The following is an 18,544-nucleotide window of genomic DNA, read 5'->3' on the forward strand; positions in this document are numbered from 1 at the left end:
GCGCGCGTCCGGCACGGACGCTGTCACTCGGACGGACTCCTGAATGCCCAGACGCATTCTCGTCACCGGCGGAGCCGGCTTCATCGGGACCCATCTCGTGCGCGCGCTGCTCGCGCGGGGCGACCGGGTCCGCGTGCTCTCTCTCCATGCGGACCACGCCGCGGCTCTCGCGAAGGAGGGCGCCGAGGTCGTCGTCGGCGACCTCCTCGATCGCGCCCTCGCGCCGCGGCTCGTCGGGGGCGTCGAGCGCGTCTTCCACCTCGCCGCCTTCGTGCGGCCCCTGCGCTGGCTGCACGGCCTCGAGAGCCTGCGCGCGCTCTACATGCGCCAGAACGTCGAGGGGGCGCGGAGCCTCGCCGAGGCCTGCCGCGGCCGCGTCGAGCGCTTCGTGAACGTCAGCAGCGTCGCCGCCGGCGGGCTCGGGGAGGTCGACGAGAGCGTCCCGCCGCGGCCGCTCACCGAGTACGGGAAGGCCAAGGCGGCCGCCGAGGAGCTCCTGCACGGCTACCACCGCGACTGGGGGCTCCCGGTCGTGAGCGCGCGCCCCGGCACGGTCTACGGTCCCGGCAGCCTCCCGCACCTGGTCCTCTTCCGCCTCATCCGGCACGGGGTCATGCCGACCTTCGGGCCGGGACACAACCGCACCCCGCTCGTCTACATCGACGACCTCGTCGACGCGCTCCTCCTCCTCGAGGAGAAGGGCGTCCTCGGCGAGCCCTACTACGCCGTCGACGACCCGGTCACGATGCGCGAGATGGGCGGGGCCATCGCCGAGGCGCTCGGGGTCCGGCTCTCGGGCTTCTACGTGCCGCGGGCCCTCGTCGACGCCGGGGCCGGCGCCAAGGACCTCCTCGAGCGGGTCGTGGGCCTGCGCTTCTGCCCGATGCGGATGGACCTGCGCCCCGAGAACATCGCCTGCGGCTCCTCCGACTGGGTCTGCCGCAACGCGAAACTGCGCGCGCTGGGGTGGAGCCCGCGCGTCGACCTGAAAGAGGGCATGCGCCGCACCGTCGCCTGGTACCGCGAGCAAGGGCTCCTGTAGATGTACGCCGAGAGCTCGCTCCTGCAGAAGGCCCGGAAGTTCCTGCGCCTGCTCGCGCGGCGCTACGCCTTCCCGCCCAACGACCTGACCCTCGAGCTCTCCACCGCCTGCGGGGAGCGCTGCGGGGTCTGCTACCGCTTCGCCTACGGCGTGCCGGAGACGACGATGTCGGAGGAGACTTTCGCGAAGGTCCTCGAGCGGCTTGCGGAGGCGTACGGGGAGCGAGGGCCGGCCTACCTCTCCTTCGTCGGGCTCGGCGAGCCGACGCGGCACCCGCGCCTGGAGCCCCTGCTCCGGACGCTGCGGCGCCGCTTCCCGCGCACGCGGATCAACCTCTCCTCGAACCTCGGCGAGTGCGGCGGCGAGCGCCTGCGCGTCCTGCTCTCCGAGGGCCTCGTCGACCGCGTGAGCGTCTCCGTCGACGATCCCGAGGCCGCCGGTCCGGCCTTCCACCCCTTCGGGCCCGCGCACCGCGCGAACCTCGCCGCGCTCATGCGCCTGCGCGCCGAGCTGCGCCCGGAGCTGGGGGTGCGCATCCAGACGCTGATCTCCACGAAAGAGCAGCTGCGGCGCGTCCTGACGCTCGCCGAGGCGCACGGGGTGCGCCTCGTCCAGCTCATCCGCCTCGACCTCCACGGCTTCGGCGCCCGGCCGCCCGTCGTCCGCCCGCCGCTCGAGGACGAACGCGCGCTCGTGCGCTGGGCGCGCGGGGAGGCCGCGGCGCGCGGCCTCGAGGTCTGGCACAACAACGAGCACGACCTCCTGCGCCGCTGGGCCTCGCGGGACGGCGAGGTCTGCCTTCTCAGCGACGACCACCTCTTCATCGACGTGGAAGGGCGCGTGCTCCCCTGCTTCGGCCTGCGCGGGCATCCGTTCGGGGACCTGCGCACCGAGTCGCTCGCCGAGATCCACCGCAAGCCCGCGCGACGGGCCTTCTACGACGAGCAGGCCGCCCTCTGCGCGGGCTGCGACACCTACAAGGACGCGCACCGGCACCCATGAAGGTCCTCCTGGTCAACCCGCCGCACGACGCCGGGACGCTCGAGCGCGAGCTGGGCAACTACATGCCCCCGCTGAACCTGCTCTACCTGGCCTCGGCGCTGCGCGCCGCGGGCCACGAGCCGGCCCTGCTCGACCTCTACGCCTCGCCGCTGCCGGCCGCGCGCGTCCTCGAGATGGCCGCCGCGCGCGAGCCGGGCCTCATCGGGCTGGCCGTCTACTCGCCGCACGCCGAGGAGGCCTTCGCGCTGGGCGCCGCGCTCAAGCGCGCGCTGCCGCGCGCCGCGCTCGCGCTCGGCGGCGTGCACCCGAGCTGGCTGCCCGAGGTCTGCCTCGGCCGCGAGGGCGTCGACTTCGTCGTGCGCGGGGAGGGGGAACGCACGCTGCCCGCGCTGGCCTCCGCGCTCGAACGCGGCGAGGCGCTCGACGCGGTCGCCGGCCTCGCCTTCCGCCGCGAGGGGAAGACGGTGAACACGGCTCCCCGCCCGCTCGTCGAGGACCTCGACGAGCTGCCGCCGCCCGCCTACGACCTCCTCGACTTCCGCGCCTACCGGCTCGCGCCCACGCGCGCGGTCACGGCCGGGCCGGTCTCCTCGGTGCTCACCTCGCGCGGCTGCCAGTACGCGTGCAGCTTCTGCAGTCACCACTACGGCTACAAGAGCCGGGTGCGCATGCGCGCTCCGGAGAAGGTCGTCGACGAGCTGGCCCGCGTCGTCGAGCGCTACGGGGTGCGCGAGTTCCGCATCGAGGACTGTTCGTTCACCGACGACCCCTCCCGCGTGCGCCGCTTCTGCGCGCTGCTGCGCGCGCGCTGCCCCGGCGTCGTCTGGAACTGCGACGTGCGCGCCGACACGGCTTCCGAGGAGCTCTTCGCGGACATGCGCGCCGCCGGCTGCCGCCGCGTCTTCCTGGGAGTGGAGTCGGGCTCGCAGGCGGTGCTCGACTCGCTGGGGATGAACAAGGACATCACGCTCTCCCAGGCCCGGCGCACGGTCGCGCTCGCCCGCCGCCACGGCATGCGCATCAACTGCTCCTTCGTGCTCGGCACGCCGGCGGAGACGCGGGAGACCGCCGAGGAGACCTACCGCTTCGCCCTCGAGCTCGACCCCGACTACGCGATGTTCTCGCCGCTGGTGCCGAGCGTCGGCTCCCGGCTCTTCGAGGAGGCCGTCGCCGCCGGACGCATCGACCCCGCGGCCTACCAGGGCGCCAACTACCTGATCCTGCGCGCGCGCGGCGGCGCGCCGGTCGCACTCTCGAAGCTGAGCGGCGCGGAGCTCCTCGAGCTCAGCGACCGCTTCCACCGCGGCTTCTACGGCCGGCCCCGCTACCTGCTGCGCCGGCTCCTGGGCATCCGCTCGGCGCGGGAGGCCCTGCGCCTGGCCCGGGGCGCGGGGCTCGTGCTCGGGAGGACGCGCGGACGATGAAGGTCCTGCTCGTCAACCCCCCGCACCGCTTCGCCCGCGGCAACCCCTTCGCCCGCGCGGGGCTCGCCCTGCCGCCGCTGGGCCTGCTCCACGTCGCGGCGCGCCTGCGCGAGAGCCGGCCCGGCGTCCGCGTCGCCGTGCTCGACGCGCCCGCCCTGCGCCTGGAGGGCGCGGCGTTCGAGCGCGCGCTCGCCGCCGCCGAGCCGGACCTCGCCGGCGTGAGCGTCTACACCGGGAACTACTCGAGCGCGACGGCCGCCGGACGCGCGCTCAAGCGCCTCTTCCCGTCCTGCCGGACCGTCGCCGGCGGACCGCACGCGAGCCTGCGCCCCGAGGAGACCCTCGCGGAGGGCGGCTTCGACGCCGTCGTCCTCGGGGAGGGGGAGGAGACCTTCGCGCGCCTCGCCGCCGCCTGGGGCGACGGCGGGGACCCCTCGGCGGTCCCGAACCTCGTCCTTCCCGGACCGCGGCGCACGGCCGCCGACCCCGCGCCGCTCGACCTCGACCGTCTGCCGCCGCCGGCACGCGACCTGCTGGACCCGGCCCCCTACCGCCCGTCGCACGGCGGCTACCGCCGCCTGCCGGTCGCGAGCCTCGTGAGCTCGCGCGGCTGTCCCTACGCGTGCCGCTTCTGCTCGAAGGCCGTCTTCGGCGCGCGCTGGAGGGCGCAGTCGCCCGAGCGCACGTTCTCGGAGCTCCGAACGCTCGCGGACGAGGGCTGGCGCGAGGCGAGCTTCCAGGACGACGTCTTCACCTTCGACCGGGAGCGCACCCTGCGCCTGTGCGCGCGGCTGGGCTCGGCGCGCCTCGACCTCACCTGGACCTGCATGACCCGCGTCGACCGGGTCGACGCGGAGCTCCTGCGCGCGATGGCCGCGGCGGGCTGCGTCTCCATCGCCTACGGCATGGAGTCGGGCGACCCCGAGGTCCTCGCGCGCATGGGCAAGGGCCTGCGCCCCGAGGACGCCCGGGCGGCGCTGGCCTGGACGCGCGCGGCGGGGATCGAGAGCCGCGCCTACTACGTGCTGGGGCATCCCGGCGAGAGCGAAGCGAGCCTGCGCCGCACGGTCGAGGAGGCCGTGCGCGCGGACCCGGACTTCGTCTTCTTCAGCTTCGCCTTCCCCATCCCCGGCACGCCGCTCTACGACGAAGCGCGGGCGGCCGGCCTCCTGCTGCGCGACGGGCGCGAACTCTACGACACCGCGGACTTCACGGAGCCCGTGCTGCGCGTGGGCGCCTGGGGCCCCGCCGAGCTCAATGCTTTCGTCCGGAAGGCCTACCGCCGCTTCTACCTGCGCCCGCGCTGCGTCCTGCGCCGGCTCGCCGCCCTGCGCTCGCCTTCCGAGCTGGCCCGCGCCGTCTCCGGCGCGCTCTCCGTTCTGAGGAGCTCATGAGCCCCCAGGACCTCGAAGCCGAGAAGGCCTGGCACGAGCGGCCCTTCTACCTCGACAACGGACATTGGAGCTCGCGCTGGCCCTTCGCGGGCCGGGACCGACACGCGCTCCATGAAGCGCTCGTGCACGAGCGCTTCCACGCGGGGCTGCGCGCGGCGCTGGGCGCTCGCAGGCCCGAGAGGACCCTGCTGGCCCCGCTCGGCGAGGGCGCCGACGCGGCGGCGCTCCGGGAGCTCTGCGGGGAGCTCCACGGGCTCGACGTCTCGCCGCTCGCGCTCGAGCGCGCGCCCGCGGTCGTGTTCAAGCGGGAGGCGGCCCTGCCGCGCTCGGGCTACCCGGACGCGCAGTTCGACCTCGTGGTCTGCGCCCGCTTCCTCCATCACGTCGGCGGGGAACTGGCCCCGCATCTCGCGGAGTTCCGCCGCGTGCTCCGGCCCGGAGGGCTCCTCGCCGTGCTCGAGCCCGGGCTCTGGCACCCGGCGGCCTTCCTCCTCGCGCTCGCCGACCCGCTCTTCGGCCGCGCGGCCGGACGCGTGCGCGGCGAGCGGCCGCTGCATCCTCCGGCGCTGACGGCCGCTCTGCGCGCGGCCGGCTTCGAAGCGCCGCTCGTCCGGGCGCTCGGCTTCGGCCACGCCCGCTTCCCGTGTCCGCTCCAGCGCCTCCTCGCCGCCGTCGACGCGCCGATGCGCCTCTTCGGCCCGACGGCGCTGTTCGCCGAGAGCGTCGCCTGGTACGCCCGCAAGCCGGAGGGCGGCGCGTGAGGGTCCTCCTCGTCTCGCCTCCGCTGCGCAACATGGACTTGAGCCAGGTCCGCGTGCGCGGCGTCATGCCGCCGCTCGACCTGCTCCATCTCGCCGCCTGGCTCCAGAAGCACGGGCACGAGACCCGGGTGCTCGACCTCTACGCGCGCGAGGTCGAGGAGGAGGACTTCCCGAAGGTCGCGGAGATGTGGAAGCCCGACCTCGTCGGATTCACGACCTACACCGCGAACGTGGACGTCTCGCTGCGCCTCGCGCGCGCGAGCAAACAGGCGCTCCCCGAGGTCCCGGTCGTGCTCGGCGGCATCCACGCAAGCTACCTCCCCGAGGTCTGCCTCGCGGAGCCGGCGGTGGACTGGGTCGTGCGCGGCGAGGGCGAGGAGACCCTGCGCGAGCTCGTCGAAGCGCTCGCCGCCGGGCGCTCGCCGCGCGGCCTCGCCGGCCTCGCCTGGCGCGAGGAGCCCGGCGTCGTCGACTCCGGCCCGCCGCGGCCGCTTCTCAAGGACCTCGATGCGCTGCCCTGGCCCGACTACGGCCAGCTCGACTTCGACCGCTACTACCTCGCCGTCACCCGGGAGGTCACCGGCCGGCGCGTCGCCAACGTGCTGACGATGCGCGGCTGTCCCTACCGCTGCACCTTCTGCTCGCACCACTACGGCTACGAGGGGGGTCTGCGCAAGCGCTCGCCCGAGGACGTCGTGCGCCAGCTCCGGCATCTCAAAGAGCGGCACGGCGTCGGCGAGGTGCAGATCGAGGACAACTCCTTCACCTGCGACCCGAAGAGGGTGCTGCGCATCTGCGAGCTCCTGGAGGCCGAGGGGCTCGACCTGGTCTGGAACTGCAATGTGCGCGCCGAGACCGCGAGCCGCGAGCTCTTCGATGCGATGCACCGCGCCGGCTGCCGCCGCGTCCTGCTCGGCGTCGAGTCCGGCTCCGCCGAGATGCTCGAGCGCATGAAGAAGGGCATCACGCTCGAGCAGGTCCGCCGGGCCGTGACGCTGGCGCGCCGTCACGGCCTGCTCGTCAACTGCGCCTTCATCCTCGGCACCCCCGGGGAGACCCGGGAGAGCGCCGAAGCCACCTACCGCTTCGCTCTCGAGCTCGACCCGGACTTCGTGATGTTCTCCGTGCTCGTCCCGGTCATCGGCTCCGAGCTCTTCGACGCGGCCGTCTCGGCGGGCAAGGTGCGCCCGGAGGCCGTGCAGGGCGCCGACTTCGTCACCGTCTACTCCGAGAAGGCGCCGCTCCCCGAGATGTCGGAGGTCCCGCGCGAGGAGCTGCTCGCGCTCATGGAGCGCTACACGCGCGGCTTCTACCTGCGCCCGGCCTACTTCCTGCGGCGCCTGCGCGCCCTGCGCTCGCCCTCCGAGCTGCGCCGCCTCTTCTGGGGCTTCGCGCTCGTCGTGCGCCACCAGATCCTGCGCCTTCTGCCCGGACCGGCGGAGGACGACGCATGAGGAGCCCCGTCCGCGTCCTGCGCCGCTTCGCCCTGCTCCACCGCGTCTTCGTGGCGCGCACGGGCGCGCGCGGGCACTGGAACGTCGCGCGCTTCGCCGCGGTGCGCTGGCTCGCGGGCCGGCGCGTGCCGATGACGGTCATGGCCGCGCTGACCTACCGCTGCCAGTGCGACTGCGCGCACTGCGCGGTGGCCGGGCGCGGCTTCGACGAGCGGCCCGAGCTCTCGACCGCCGAGACCAAGGCCCTGCTCGACGACGCGCACCGCCTCGGCGTCCCCAAGGCGGGGTTCACCGGCGGCGAGCCGCTGCTGCGCGCGGACCTGCCCGAGCTCGTCGCGCACGCCGCCTCCCTGGGGATGAGCGTCTCCATCGACACCAACGGACTCCTCCTCGACGCGGCGGCCGCGCGTCGGCTGGCCGGGGCCGGCCTCTCGAACGCGGCCGTGAGCGTCGACCGGCCCGACCCCGCCTCGCACGACCGGCTGCGCCGCTCCGAGGGCTGCCTCGAGAAGGCGCTCGCGGCGATCGGGCACTGCCGGGCCGCCGGGCTCCCCTGCGTCGTCTCGACCTACGCGACCGACCGCTCGCTCGAGAGCGGCGACCTGGGGCGCGTCATCGCGCTCGCGCGCGAGCGCGGCGCTTCGGCGGTGCGCGTGCTCTTCCCGGTCTACACGGGGCGCTTCCACGGCGGGCCGCGCCTGCTCAGCGACGCGAACATGGCCCGCTTCTTCCGCGAGTTCGTCGACGACTCCTTCGTGACCTCCGAGAGCCCGCTCTTCGACGAGCTCACCGGGCGCATGGAGTGCACGATGCAGCGCCGCCTGTCGGTCTATGTCAGCCCCTTCGGCGAGGTGCGGGCCTGCTACGCCTCCGAGCGCCCGATGGGGAGCCTGCGCGAGAAAGCGCTTTCGCGCATCCTGGAGGAGAGCGGCTGGCTCGACGCCCCGGCCGACTCGAACCCCTGCGGCGTATGAAGACCGTCTTCATCCACTCCGGCCCCGAGAGCCTCGCCGTCGAGCTGCTCTCCGCCTGTCTGAAGCGGGCCGGCCATGAGACCGCGCTCGTCTACTCTCCGGGGCTCTTCGCCTCCTTCCGGCTCGACCTGCCGCGCTTCGAGCGCGACGACGCCGCCCGCACGGCCGAACGGGCTCTCGCGCTGCGGCCCGACCTCGTCGCCTTCTCCGTCGAGTCCGACCGCTTCCCCTGGGCCGCCCGCGTCGCCGCCGCCCTGCGCGAGCGCTCCCGGGTCCCGACGGTGTTCGGCGGCGTGCACCCGAGCGCCGTGCCCTCCCGCGTCCTGGAAGCTCCGGGCGTCGACTACGTCTGCGTGGGCGAGGGGGAGGACGCGCTCGTCGAGCTCGCCGACGCGCTCGCGAAGGGGGGGGACGGCCGTGCGGTCGCCGGACTCCAGGGCCGGGACTTCCGCAATCCTCCCCGGTCCCCGCGCGAGGACCTCGACGCGCTGCCCTTCCCGGACAAAGAGCTCTTCGCCCGCGAGTGGCCCGGCTTCACGGACCGCGCCTACTCGACCGTGACGGGACGCGGCTGCTCGAACGCCTGCGTCTACTGCTCGAACAGCGCTGCGCGCGCCCTCCACGGGAAGGCCGCGCGCCGCCGCCGGCGCAGCCCCGAGAGCGTTCTGCGCGAGCTCGAAGAGGCGAAGACGCGGTACGGCTTCCAGCGCGTGAGCTTCTGCGACGACCTCTTTACCGAGGATGCGGCCTGGCTGCGCGCCTTCCTCCCCGGCTACCGCACGCGCGTCGGTCTGCCCTTCTACTGCCAGGTCCACCCCAGCCACGCCGACGAGGAGCGCGTGCGGCTCCTCTCCGAGGGCGGCTGCACGGTCGTCAACCTCGGCATCCAGACCGTCGACGAGGACTACCGCCGCCGCGTCCTGCGCCGTCCGGGCTCGAACGCCGAGGTCGAGCGCGCGCTCGGCCTCTTCGCGGGGACCCGCATCTTCCTGTACACGAACTTCATCTTCGGCCTGCCCGGCCAGAGCGAGGCCGAGCTCGAGGAGATCGTCCGCTTCTGCTCCCGGCATCCGGCCGACTTCCACGACGTGAACTGGCTGCGCTACTACCCGGGCACCGAGGCCGTCGCGCTCGGGCTCTCCTGCGGAGCGCTCGATGCGGGCGCGGTCGCGGCGCTCGAGGGCGGCTGCGAGTTCCGGCCCTACGCGCACGGCGGCCACGCCCGAACTCCGGAGCGCTCGCGCCTGCGCAACCTCGTCTTCCTGACCTCCTTCCTGCCGGGCGCCTGGACCCGCGCGCTCCTGCGGCCGAGTCTGCGCCGCTTCGTCCCGACCTCCGACCTGCGGATGCCGCTCATCGTCCTGCGCGTGCTCTGGAGGAAGCGGTTCGCGGGCCGCTCCCAGCCCTATCCCAACGCGTCCATCGCCGACACCCTGCGCTGGTACGCGCACTACCTCCTGCCCCGGCCGGAGAGCCCGCTCCCGCGCCTGCGCCGGGCGCTGAGGACGACTCTGAGCGCGCTCCTCATGGCGCGGAGCATCCTCGGTCCGCGCGCGGCCCTGCGCTTCCTGCGCTACGGCCTGCGCCGCCGCCTGCTCGGTCGCCCCGTGCCCGGCACCGCCATCCTCGCGGTGACCTTCGACTGCCCCTGCTCCTGCGGCTGCTGCTCCTCGGGAGTGCTCAAGCGCTTCGGGACCGGCGCGCCGCTCGACACGGCGGGCTTCCTGCGCCGCATCGACCGGCTCGCGGAGCTCGGCGCGCCGCGCCTGCACTTCACGGGCGGGGAGCCGCTGCTGCGCGCCGACCTGCCCGAGCTCGCCGCGCGCGCGAGCAGCCACGGCATGCTCGTCTTCGTCGAGACCAACGGCCTGCTCCTCGATGAGGGCATGGTCCGGCGGCTGAAGGCCGCCGGGGTCTCGAGCGTGAACGTGAGCCTCGACAGCGCGGACGCGGCCGAGCACGACCGCCTGCGCGGCGTACCCGGCTGCTTCGCGAAGGCGACGGAGGCGCTGCGGATCTGCGTCCGGCTCGGCCAGCCCTGCATGGTCTCGACCTACGCGACGCGCGAGCGCATCGCGGACGGAGGCGTCGCGCGTCTGACCGCGCTCGCGCGCGAGCTCGGCTGCGCGGGCATGCGCCTGCTCCCGCCCCAGGCCTCCGGCGCCTGGCTCGAGCGCGGCGACGTCGTCCTCACGGCCGCGGAGGCCGAGGCCGCGGAGGCCCAGCTCCCGCTGCTCTTCCCCGTCTTCAACCGCACGGCGCAGATCCGCTGTCCGATGAAGGACGGCTACAAGGTCTTCATCCTGCCCGACGGGACGCTCGCGCCCTGCGAGCACCTTCCCTTCGTGTTCAAGGATTCCCGCGAGCTCGACCTCGGACGGCTCGTCGAGCGCACCCGCGCGGTCGAGATGCTCGCCGGGGACTGGGACTGCATGCCGCGCGACCCGGCGTTCCGCGCGCGCTACCTGGACGGACGCGTCCCGAAGGACGGGAGGCCGGTCGAGGTATGATCGAACTCCTCGAGGACCCCGAGGCCCCGCTCCCCGCGGGCGCGAGCTACGCCCTCCAGCCCGCATGGGCGCGCATGTGCCGCCGCGCCTTCGGCTGGGAGCTGCGGCGCTGGCGCGTCGTCGAGGACGGCGCGAGCGTCGGGGTCTTCGCGCTCGCGCAGGTGCGCTCCCGACTCTTCGGCACGCGGCTCTTCGGCCTGCCCCACTGCGACGAGAGCCCGCTCGCGCTCGAGCCCGGCGCGCTCGCGGGCGAGTCGCGCCGGCGGGCGCTCGGCGGCGAGATCCTCGGCCTGCTCGACCGCGAGGGGAGCGCGAGCGGCGCGCTCTACGCCGAGCTCCGCGGGCTCGAGCCCCTGCCGGGCTCCGGCCTGCGCTGCGAGACCCCTTACTGCCGCTTCGTGCTCGACCTCGCTCCCGATTACTCGCGCCTGCGCGCGGCCTTCGACACGAACATCCACAAGAACCTCAAGAAGGCGGAGCGCACGGTCTCCGTGCAGGAGCGGCGGAGCTACGATGAGGAGCTCCACCGGATCTACCTCGCGCAGATGCGCGTCTTCGGCTCGCCGCCGCTGCCGCCCGCGTACTTCACCGGGCTCCTGGAGGGCCGGCTCGCGCGCCTGTTCACCGCGACGGTGGAGGGGAAGACGGCGGCGTTCCTCTTTCTCGTCGTGCACGACGGGGTCTGGCACGCGGACGTCAACGCGGGCCTGCCGCGCTGGGACGCCTTCTTCCCCAAGGTGCGGCTCTTCGACGAGACCATCCACCGTGCCCGCGCCGAGGGAGCGCGCGCTTACGACTTCATGCGCACGCGGCCGAACTCCGGGGTCTGGGACCACAAGCGCAAGTGGGGCGGCCGCGAGGTCCCCATCCACTACCACTGGCGGGTCTATCGCGACGGCGGCAACCTCGACGCCGACCCGGAGCAGGCGCGCTACCGATTGCCGCGGCTGCTGTTCCGCTGGATGCCGGAGGCGCTCGCGCGGCGGCTGGGGCCGCCGCTGCGCGCGGGGCTGGCGAAGTGAACCGGCGCGAGCGGCTCGTCACCTCCGTCGGCGAGTTCCTCCAGCCGGGCTTTCGCGAGGCCGTCGAGGCCCCGGCGCGCGCCGTGACCGACGAGGAGCGCCTCGCCCGCTTCCGGGTCGTCTTCCATCACGCCTGGGACCGCGTGCCCTTCCATCACGCGAAGTACGCCGCCGCCGGACTCGGACCGGAGTCCGTTCGCTCGCTGAGCGCGCTGGGCGAGGTGCCGTTCTTGACGAAGGAGGAGCTCCTCGGCGCGGCCCCGCTCGACGCGCGGCGCCGCCCGCTCGTCGCGCTGGCGAGCGGAGGGACCGGCGGCGCTCAGGCGCGCACGCGCCTCGACCTCGACGCGGTGCTCAAGCGCTACCGGCGCCTGCTCGCCATACTCCGCGGGCTCGGCTGGCGCATGGGCGAGCCGGTCGCGGCCTTCCATCCGGTCGAGTACTCGCTGGGACGGATGCTCAAGAACGCCCTGCGCGAGGCCTCGCCGGTCCGCGCCGGCTTCGAGCTCGCTCAGCAGGTCCTGCTCTACCGACTCCTCCATAACCGTCTCAACCTCTACTACGACGGGAGCGCGTTCGAGGAGGACGCCGCGGCCGACTTCGTCTCGGCCCTGCGCCGCCGCCCGCCCGCGCTCGTGCTCTCGCGGCCCGACGCGCTCTTCGCGCTCGCGCGGGGCGCGCGCCGCGCCGGCCTTCATTGGCCGTCGGTCCGCCGCGTCGTCTGCGTCGGGGCCCAGCTCACCGAGGGGATGCGCCTCGAGCTCGAGGACGATTTCGCCTGCCAGGTCCGCAACCTCTACGCCTCCACGGAGCTCGGCTACGTCGGCCTGAGCTGCGAGGCCTCCGGAACGGCCGTGCACGTCGACGAGGAGCGCTGTCTCGTCGAGGTCGACCCCTCGGGCGAACTCGTCGTCACTGACTTCGAGAACCTCTGCATGCCGATGATCCGCTACCGGACCGGGGACCTCGGGGAGTGGGTCGGGCACTGCTCCTGCGGCCGGCCCGGACGTCTGCTGCGCCTGCACGGCCGCGTCCGCGCGCACGCCGCTCCGGCGGGGGGGAGCTCGCTTCGGGAGGAGGACCTCGTCGAGTTCCTCGCTTCCCGGCACGAGCTTCAGGCGCTCCAGCTGCGCCTGTGGGCCGACGGCGCGCATCTCTCGCTGCGGCCGCACGGGCTCGAGCCCGCGCGCAAGGCCGCCGTCCGCGACGCCTTCATCGCGCGCTTCGGCTTCGCGCCCGCGCTCGACGCGGACGCCTTCGCGCGGACGCCGTCCGGAAAGCACGCCTACATCGTCTAGAGCTCGGAGGTCTCGCGTTCGAGGCGGGCGAGGATGGACTCGCGCGCGCCGAGGCGCGAGGAGGCCAGGCCCCTCAGCAGGACGAGGCCGATGCGGGCCATGTTGAGGACGCCGAAGTGCCGGAGCAAACCCCAGACCTTCGAGGGCGTGGAGTGCGCGATGAAGAGCGCCCGGCGCTGGAGCTTGAGCAGGTCGGCCGGCGCGAGTCCGCCGACCTCCATCATCCCGCCCGCGTAGCGCGAGAAGCGGCGCAGGTCCCCCTGCAGGAGCTTGAGCCCGTGGCGTCCCTCCGCGGCCATCGCGTGGAGCTCGGTGCCGGGGTAGGGGATGGCGATCGAGAAGGGCGAGTACATGATCTCGGGCGTGTCGCGCACGAAGCGCGCGGTCGCCAGCACCGTCTCGACGGTGTCGCCGGGGTTCCCGATCATGGCGGAGACCTGGGTCGCGACGCCGAGCTCCCGGCAGGCGCGCAGGGCGGTGCGGAGCTCGTCGGTGCTCACGCCCTTGCGCGCGAGGCGCAGGACCTCGGGGTCGGCGCTCTCGAGTCCGAGGGTGAGGCGCACGAGGCCGGCCCGCCTCATGAGGGCGAGCAGCTCGGGGTCGAGGATGTTCGCGCGCGTCTGGCCCTCGAAGGTGACGCCGGCGCGGCGGGCGATGAGCTCCGAGCAGAAGGCCTTCACGTGCTCGCGGTCGGCGGTGAGCGTCGAGGCGAGCATGGAGAAGTGGTCGGTGCCCCAGCGCTCCTTCATGCCGAGCATCTCGTCGACGATCCGGCGCGGCGAGCGCTTGCGCAGGCGGCTGCCGACGTTGAGCCGCTCCGCGCAGAAAACGCAGTGGAAGGGACAGCCGCGGGAGAACTCGACGGTCGGCACGGGCACGACGCCCTTGCCCGGGACCTCGAAGGCGTAGCGCGAGGGCGGGACCTTCTCGCGCGAGGGGAAGGGGAGGACATCGAGGTCCTCGATGAAAGGACGCGGGCGGTTGACGCGCGGCGAGCCGTCGGCGGCGCGGTGGATGAGGCCGTCCACCTTCGCGAAGTCCCGGCCGCCCTCGAACTCCCGCGCGAACTCCGGGAAGGTGCGCTCGCCTTCGTTCATCACCGCGAAGTCGACGTCCGGGCCGAGCGCCGCCTCCCGGACCGCCGTGACGTGCGGTCCGCCCAGGACGATGGGGAGGCCGAGGCGCTTCTTGAGCGCCTTCGCGTACGCCTCCGCGAGGGGGGCGACGGGGGTGGTGGCGGTGAGTCCGACGACGTCGGCCTTGAAGGCGCGGATCCGCTCGCAGAGCGCGGCGAGCTCCACGGGCTCCGCGTCGAGGTCGATGAGGTCCACGGGGTGCCCGGCCTCCTCCATGGCGGCGCTCAGACTCATCAGACCGAGCGGGGGGAAGACGGTGTAGGACTTGTAGACGGCGGCGTACTCGCCTTCGGAGGCCTCGGTCCAGGGCGTCTGAATGAGGGCGACTCTCATGTAGGGCTAGGAGCGTGTCCCGAGGGTCGCAGCGTCATCGTCGGGACACGCTCCTAGATGGCTATGTGGGACTGGGCCTTGATCCGGTCGGCGTAGTGCTCGTGCATGCACTCGTCGTTGAGCGGGCAGTCGTGGCTGGTCGTGTGGCCCGGGAAGAGCTTCGCGGCCCACAGGCGCCGCACGATGGGCTTGAGCGCCTCCGTGCGCACGTTGCCGAAGCTGAGGGGGAGGTAGCAGCAGGGCATGACATCCCCGTAGGCGGAGATGGCGAACTGGTTGCGCAGCTTCGCGCCGCACAGGTAGGGGATGTCGGGGGAGCTGAGGTAGTCGGCGCTGCGGAACGCGCGCTCCTTGCTCAGCAGCGAGTGCAGGAGCCCGAGCTCCTCCATCGTGAGGGGGATGTCCTTGCGGTCCCACCACTTGCCGCTGCGGATGGGCGCGAGGATGCGGACCTTGGTCCCCAGCGACTCCGCGAGCCGGAGCATGTCGCGCATCTCGTCGTTGCGGAGGTTCTCCTTCGTGGCGACCGTGGAGATGTAGCAGGGGATGCCGTGGCGGACGCAGAGCCGGACGCCCTCCACCGCCTTCGCGAAGAGGCCGGGCATGGCGCGGATCTCGTCGTGCTTCTCCGGGATGGGGCTGTCCAAGCTGACGCCGATCTGGTCGATGCCCGCCTCCTTGAGGGAGAGGAGCATGGGCTCGTCGAGCAGGAGCCCGTTGGTGTCCAGCGTGGACTTCATGCTGTTCTTGCGGGTGTGGCGCACGAGCGCGGGCAGGTCGGGGTAGATGAGCGGCTCGCCGCCGAAGAGGTGGACCTCCTGGCAGGCCAGCGCTCCGAGGTCCTCGATGAGCTTGAGGAGCTCCGCGTGCGAGAGCTCCTTGTCCTTCTCCTTCTTGTAGAAGTCGATGCCGCAGTGGCGGCAGCGGCACTGGCAGCGGTAGGTCAGGAGGATGACCGCCGCGGCGCCGTAGAGCGGCAGGAAGCGGCGCACGGCGGGCACGACGTGGGAGAAATAGGCGCGCACGAGGCGCATGAAGGCGGCGCGGCGGTAGTAGTCGAGGGGCTTGCGCTTGAACCAGAAGGTCAGCGAGTTGACCGCGTCGAGGGCGGCGGACTTGATGCTCATGGCTTACGCCTATAATACCATTCCCGTCGTCAGGAACCGCTTATTTACGCGGCCTGAAAAATCCGGCGCAAAGACCGAGGACTTTCGTCAGGGCGCCGGATTTCCCAGGTCAACGTTTGCGGCGCATCTGGCGGGACAGATGCTTAAGGGTGGAGTACAGGAGTCCGCGCTCCGAGGGGGTCCGGTCGCGGAGCAGGCCGCCGACTTTCGAGCTCCAGTCGTCGTCGGCGGAAGGGTTCGGCAAGGGGTCGTCGAGGAGCGCGCCCATGCGCACGGCGAGGGCCTTGGCCAGGCGCTGGAGCGCGGCGAGGCTGATCTTCTTCGTCCCGCGCTCGATCTGCCCGATATAAGAGGGGTGCATCCCGGCGCGCTCCCCCAGCTCTTCCTGGGTCCAGCCGCGCCGGTGGCGCTCGCCTCTCACCCGTCGGCCGATCCCGTCATAGACGCCGCTCATTTAGGAGTCCGTCCGAGTAATAGCGTATTCCCCGGAGGCCCTCAGCCTGAGTCGTGCGCAAGGCGCGACGAGCGAGCATAGCGCCGCTATGTGAGCGAGGAGCAACGCGGCGCACGACCGGGATGGGGCCTCCCGCTCCGCCCCATCTCCTCGTAGGAGGAGCGGGTCGCGCGCTATCGGGCTGCGCCTTCGTCGTTCGTCGCTTACGATGCCCTGCATCGCCGCGCTCCTCTCTCCTCGGCTCGCTCCAACAGCGCGCGACCGGAGAACACGCTATTACTCGGACGGACTCCAGGGCGTGATTCTATAGCAAACAGGGGGCAGGGGACAGATTCCAAAGGGTGTGAACGAAAAAACCCTGTAGTATTGACCGAACAGGACAATCATGCTATCCTGGGGGTATGCTCGCCTATGTGCTCGACGACGATCCCGCCCAGCTCTGCCTCGCCTCGCGGATGCTCGTACGGCTGGGCTGGGAGACGAGGGGGGCGCCGGACTGCGATTCCCTCCATCGGCTGTGCGCGCAGACGCCGCCGGACCTGGCGCTCTGCGACGTGAACGTGGGGAGGGAGGACGGCATCGAGTTCTGCCGGAAGCTCCGGGAACTCTGTCCGTCCATGCGCTGCGTCATCATGAGCGGGGACCCGGAGAACGAGGAGCGCGCGGTCCGCGCGGGCTTCCGCGTCTTCCTTCGCAAGCCCTTCGCGCTGGAAGACCTCGCGCAGCTAGTCCAATAGAGAGGCGGCCCAGGCGAGCGGACCCCACCAGCCCGGGACGTAGACGACGCTCTCTCCCCGGGAGAGGCCGGAGCGCAGGGCGCGGCAGGCCTCGTCGAGCGGGGTCACGCGCGGCGGGACCTTCACCATGCCCCAAGGGCGGATGCGCTCGGAGAGCTCGGTGCGCACGAAGGCGGGGCGCACCTCGGTGACGGTGATGGGGAAGCCGCTCTCCTTGGCGCGTCGGCGCAGGCCGCGCAGATAGAGCGACATGTAGGTCTTGGAGGCGGCGTAGGCGGGGGCCTCGGGGTCCCCGCGGCCGACGGAGACGGTGGTGAGCGCGGCGAGGTGGCCGCCCCCGGCCTCGACGAAGCGGCGCCAGGCGAGGTTCGCGGCCGCGGTGAAGCCGAGCACGTTGACCGCGAGTTCCTCGCGCTCGAGCTCCCAATCGAGCTCGGGGTCGTGCGCGGTATGCCCGGCGGCGATCACGAAGAGCGAGCACCCGCCGAGCCCGTCGAGCAGGGATTCGAGCGCGGCGCGCGCCTCGTCCGGTCGGGCGAGGTCGAGGACGCAGGGCACGGCACGCGCGCCGTGCGCGGCCCGGAGCTCCTCGAGGCGCTCGCGGCGGCGGGCGCAGACGCCCACGGTCCAGCCCTCGGCGAGGAGGAGCTCGGAGAGCCCCCGCCCCATGCCGGAGCTCGCGCCGACCACGACCGCGGTGCGTTCGGAAGTCATGTAGGGATTGTAGCAATACGTATCCCTATGCGCGCGCGCGCGCGCGAAATGGCATAATCAACACACGCGGGCCCGCCCCGCCGCCGAGATGACGAGCGTCCATCCCATCCATCGCGCCTCCTACGCCCTGCGCCGCGTCTTCCGGCGGTTCTACGGCCACCCCGTCTTCGTCTTCCTCCTGCGCCTCTATTTCCGGCATATCCTCGGGCTTCTCCGCCTCTTCTCGCCGCTCTTCGGCGCGACCGCGGTCTTCTCGGTGACCTACCGCTGCCAGTGCAGCTGCGTGCACTGCGGCGCGGGCCTCTTCCGCAAGGACGCGCAGCGCGAGCTGACCCCCGAGGAGGTCCGCGCCTTCATCGACGATCTCGCGCGCCTGGGGGCCTCCGGCATCCACTTCTTCGGCGGAGAGCCGCTCGTCGCCCCCGGCATCGTCGACTACGTGCGCCACGCGAAGGCGAAGGGGCTCTTCGCCTCGCTCGACTCCAACGGGCTGCGCCTCGACGAGGCGATGGTCCTCGAGCTCCAGGGCGCCGGCATCGACCTCCTGCGCGTGAGCATCGACAGCCCCGACGCGGCGACGCACGACCGCCTGCGCGGGGTGGCCGGCACCTTCGAGAAGGCCCTCGAGGCCCTGCGGGCCTGCGTGCGCCACGGCGTGCCCTGCTTCATGTCGCTCTACGCGACCCGCGAGAACCTCGCCGACGGGACCCTGCGGCGCTCCATCGCGCTGGCGCGCTCCATCGGCGCGCGGGTCCGCATCCTCTCGGCGATCCAGACGGGCAAGTGGATCGGCCGCGAGGGCATCGGACTCTCCGGGGCGGAGCTCAAGGAGCTGCGCTCGCTGCTCGACCCGGACTGGGTCTGCTGGGAGACCGAGTTCCTCAACAGCGCCGAGGTCCCTTTCTGGTGCAACTCGATGATCCGCAACAAGTTCGACGTCTCCGCCTACGGCGACGTGATGGCCTGCTGCTACATGCCGCTGACCTTCGGCAACATCCGCGAGGAGCCGCTCGAGAAGGTCGTGCACCGGATGTGGCGCTCGGAGCTCTTCGCGAGCCATCAGGAGCACTTCGACTGCCCCATGAACGATCCGCGCTTCATGGAGCGCTACGGGGAGAAGCTCCGCGCCGCCGGCGGGTGCGGAGCGCGCGGGGAGTGAAGC

General features: G+C 72.8%; 16 protein-coding genes. 12 read left to right on the forward strand and 4 right to left on the reverse strand.

Annotation, left to right across the window (positions count from 1 at the left end; translation table 11 throughout):
- Nucleotides 1-43: 43 nt before the first annotated feature.
- The 10 genes from WC969_13410 to WC969_13455 are packed head-to-tail and all read left to right on the forward strand — an operon-like array spanning nt 44 to nt 12,881.
- On the forward strand, nt 44-1,042 hold the full coding sequence (locus WC969_13410) for an NAD(P)-dependent oxidoreductase (protein ID MFA6030850.1): 999 nt from the start codon (nt 44-46) through the stop codon (nt 1,040-1,042).
- Entirely contained in the window at nt 1,043-2,044 is a 1,002-nt protein-coding gene (locus tag WC969_13415) for a radical SAM protein (GenBank protein MFA6030851.1), read from the forward strand. It abuts the gene before it with no gap.
- Complete coding sequence (locus WC969_13420) at nt 2,041-3,468, forward strand: radical SAM protein (protein MFA6030852.1); 1,428 nt, start codon at nt 2,041-2,043, stop codon at nt 3,466-3,468. The genes WC969_13415 and WC969_13420 overlap by 4 nt, the downstream gene beginning before the upstream one ends.
- Nucleotides 3,465-4,862, forward strand: a complete 1,398-nt coding sequence (locus WC969_13425; protein ID MFA6030853.1) for a radical SAM protein — start codon at nt 3,465-3,467, stop codon at nt 4,860-4,862. Before WC969_13420 ends, WC969_13425 begins: the two co-directional genes overlap by 4 nt.
- Nucleotides 4,859-5,623: a methyltransferase domain-containing protein gene (locus WC969_13430; GenBank protein MFA6030854.1), complete on the forward strand. Its 765-nt coding sequence runs from the start codon at nt 4,859-4,861 to the stop codon at nt 5,621-5,623. Before WC969_13425 ends, WC969_13430 begins: the two co-directional genes overlap by 4 nt.
- Nucleotides 5,620-7,077: a radical SAM protein gene (locus WC969_13435; GenBank protein MFA6030855.1), complete on the forward strand. Its 1,458-nt coding sequence runs from the start codon at nt 5,620-5,622 to the stop codon at nt 7,075-7,077. Before WC969_13430 ends, WC969_13435 begins: the two co-directional genes overlap by 4 nt.
- On the forward strand, nt 7,074-8,051 hold the full coding sequence (locus WC969_13440; protein ID MFA6030856.1) for a radical SAM protein: 978 nt from the start codon (nt 7,074-7,076) through the stop codon (nt 8,049-8,051). Before WC969_13435 ends, WC969_13440 begins: the two co-directional genes overlap by 4 nt.
- Nucleotides 8,048-10,561 (forward strand): radical SAM protein, encoded by a 2,514-nt coding sequence (locus WC969_13445; GenBank protein MFA6030857.1) that lies wholly within the window; start codon nt 8,048-8,050, stop codon nt 10,559-10,561. The genes WC969_13440 and WC969_13445 overlap by 4 nt, the downstream gene beginning before the upstream one ends.
- Nucleotides 10,558-11,583: a GNAT family N-acetyltransferase gene (locus WC969_13450; GenBank protein MFA6030858.1), complete on the forward strand. Its 1,026-nt coding sequence runs from the start codon at nt 10,558-10,560 to the stop codon at nt 11,581-11,583. Before WC969_13445 ends, WC969_13450 begins: the two co-directional genes overlap by 4 nt.
- Nucleotides 11,580-12,881 carry a hypothetical protein gene (locus WC969_13455; protein MFA6030859.1) on the forward strand — a complete coding sequence of 434 codons (1,302 nt, stop codon included), beginning with the start codon at nt 11,580-11,582 and terminating at the stop codon, nt 12,879-12,881. The genes WC969_13450 and WC969_13455 overlap by 4 nt, the downstream gene beginning before the upstream one ends.
- Here the strand turns inward: WC969_13455 and WC969_13460 are convergent.
- From WC969_13460 to WC969_13470, 3 genes are all read right to left on the reverse strand, one after another.
- Nucleotides 12,878-14,350 (reverse strand): radical SAM protein, encoded by a 1,473-nt coding sequence (locus WC969_13460; protein ID MFA6030860.1) that lies wholly within the window; start codon nt 14,348-14,350, stop codon nt 12,878-12,880. The two genes, WC969_13455 and WC969_13460, sit on opposite strands and share 4 nt — an antisense overlap.
- 53 nt (nt 14,351-14,403) lie before the next feature.
- Nucleotides 14,404-15,477 carry a radical SAM protein gene (locus WC969_13465; protein ID MFA6030861.1) on the reverse strand — a complete coding sequence of 358 codons (1,074 nt, stop codon included), beginning with the start codon at nt 15,475-15,477 and terminating at the stop codon, nt 14,404-14,406.
- A 109-nt stretch (nt 15,478-15,586) separates the two neighbouring features.
- Nucleotides 15,587-15,931 carry a helix-turn-helix transcriptional regulator gene (locus tag WC969_13470; protein ID MFA6030862.1) on the reverse strand — a complete coding sequence of 115 codons (345 nt, stop codon included), beginning with the start codon at nt 15,929-15,931 and terminating at the stop codon, nt 15,587-15,589.
- Nucleotides 15,932-16,332: 401 nt separating this feature from the next.
- Here WC969_13470 and WC969_13475 point away from each other — a divergent pair, with 401 nt between their 5' ends.
- Nucleotides 16,333-16,668 carry a response regulator gene (locus tag WC969_13475; protein MFA6030863.1) on the forward strand — a complete coding sequence of 112 codons (336 nt, stop codon included), beginning with the start codon at nt 16,333-16,335 and terminating at the stop codon, nt 16,666-16,668.
- Here the strand turns inward: WC969_13475 and WC969_13480 are convergent.
- Nucleotides 16,657-17,382 (reverse strand): SDR family oxidoreductase, encoded by a 726-nt coding sequence (locus WC969_13480; protein MFA6030864.1) that lies wholly within the window; start codon nt 17,380-17,382, stop codon nt 16,657-16,659. The genes WC969_13475 and WC969_13480 overlap by 12 nt on opposite strands.
- A gap of 88 nt (nt 17,383-17,470) precedes the next feature.
- Here WC969_13480 and WC969_13485 point away from each other — a divergent pair, with 88 nt between their 5' ends.
- A complete protein-coding gene (locus tag WC969_13485; GenBank protein ID MFA6030865.1) occupies nt 17,471-18,541 on the forward strand; it encodes a radical SAM protein in 1,071 nt (356 codons plus the stop codon).
- Nucleotides 18,542-18,544: the final 3 nt, after the last annotated feature.

Source organism: Elusimicrobiota bacterium (assembly GCA_041660925.1).
Lineage (GTDB): Bacteria > Elusimicrobiota > Elusimicrobia > UBA1565 > UBA1565 > JBAZUV01.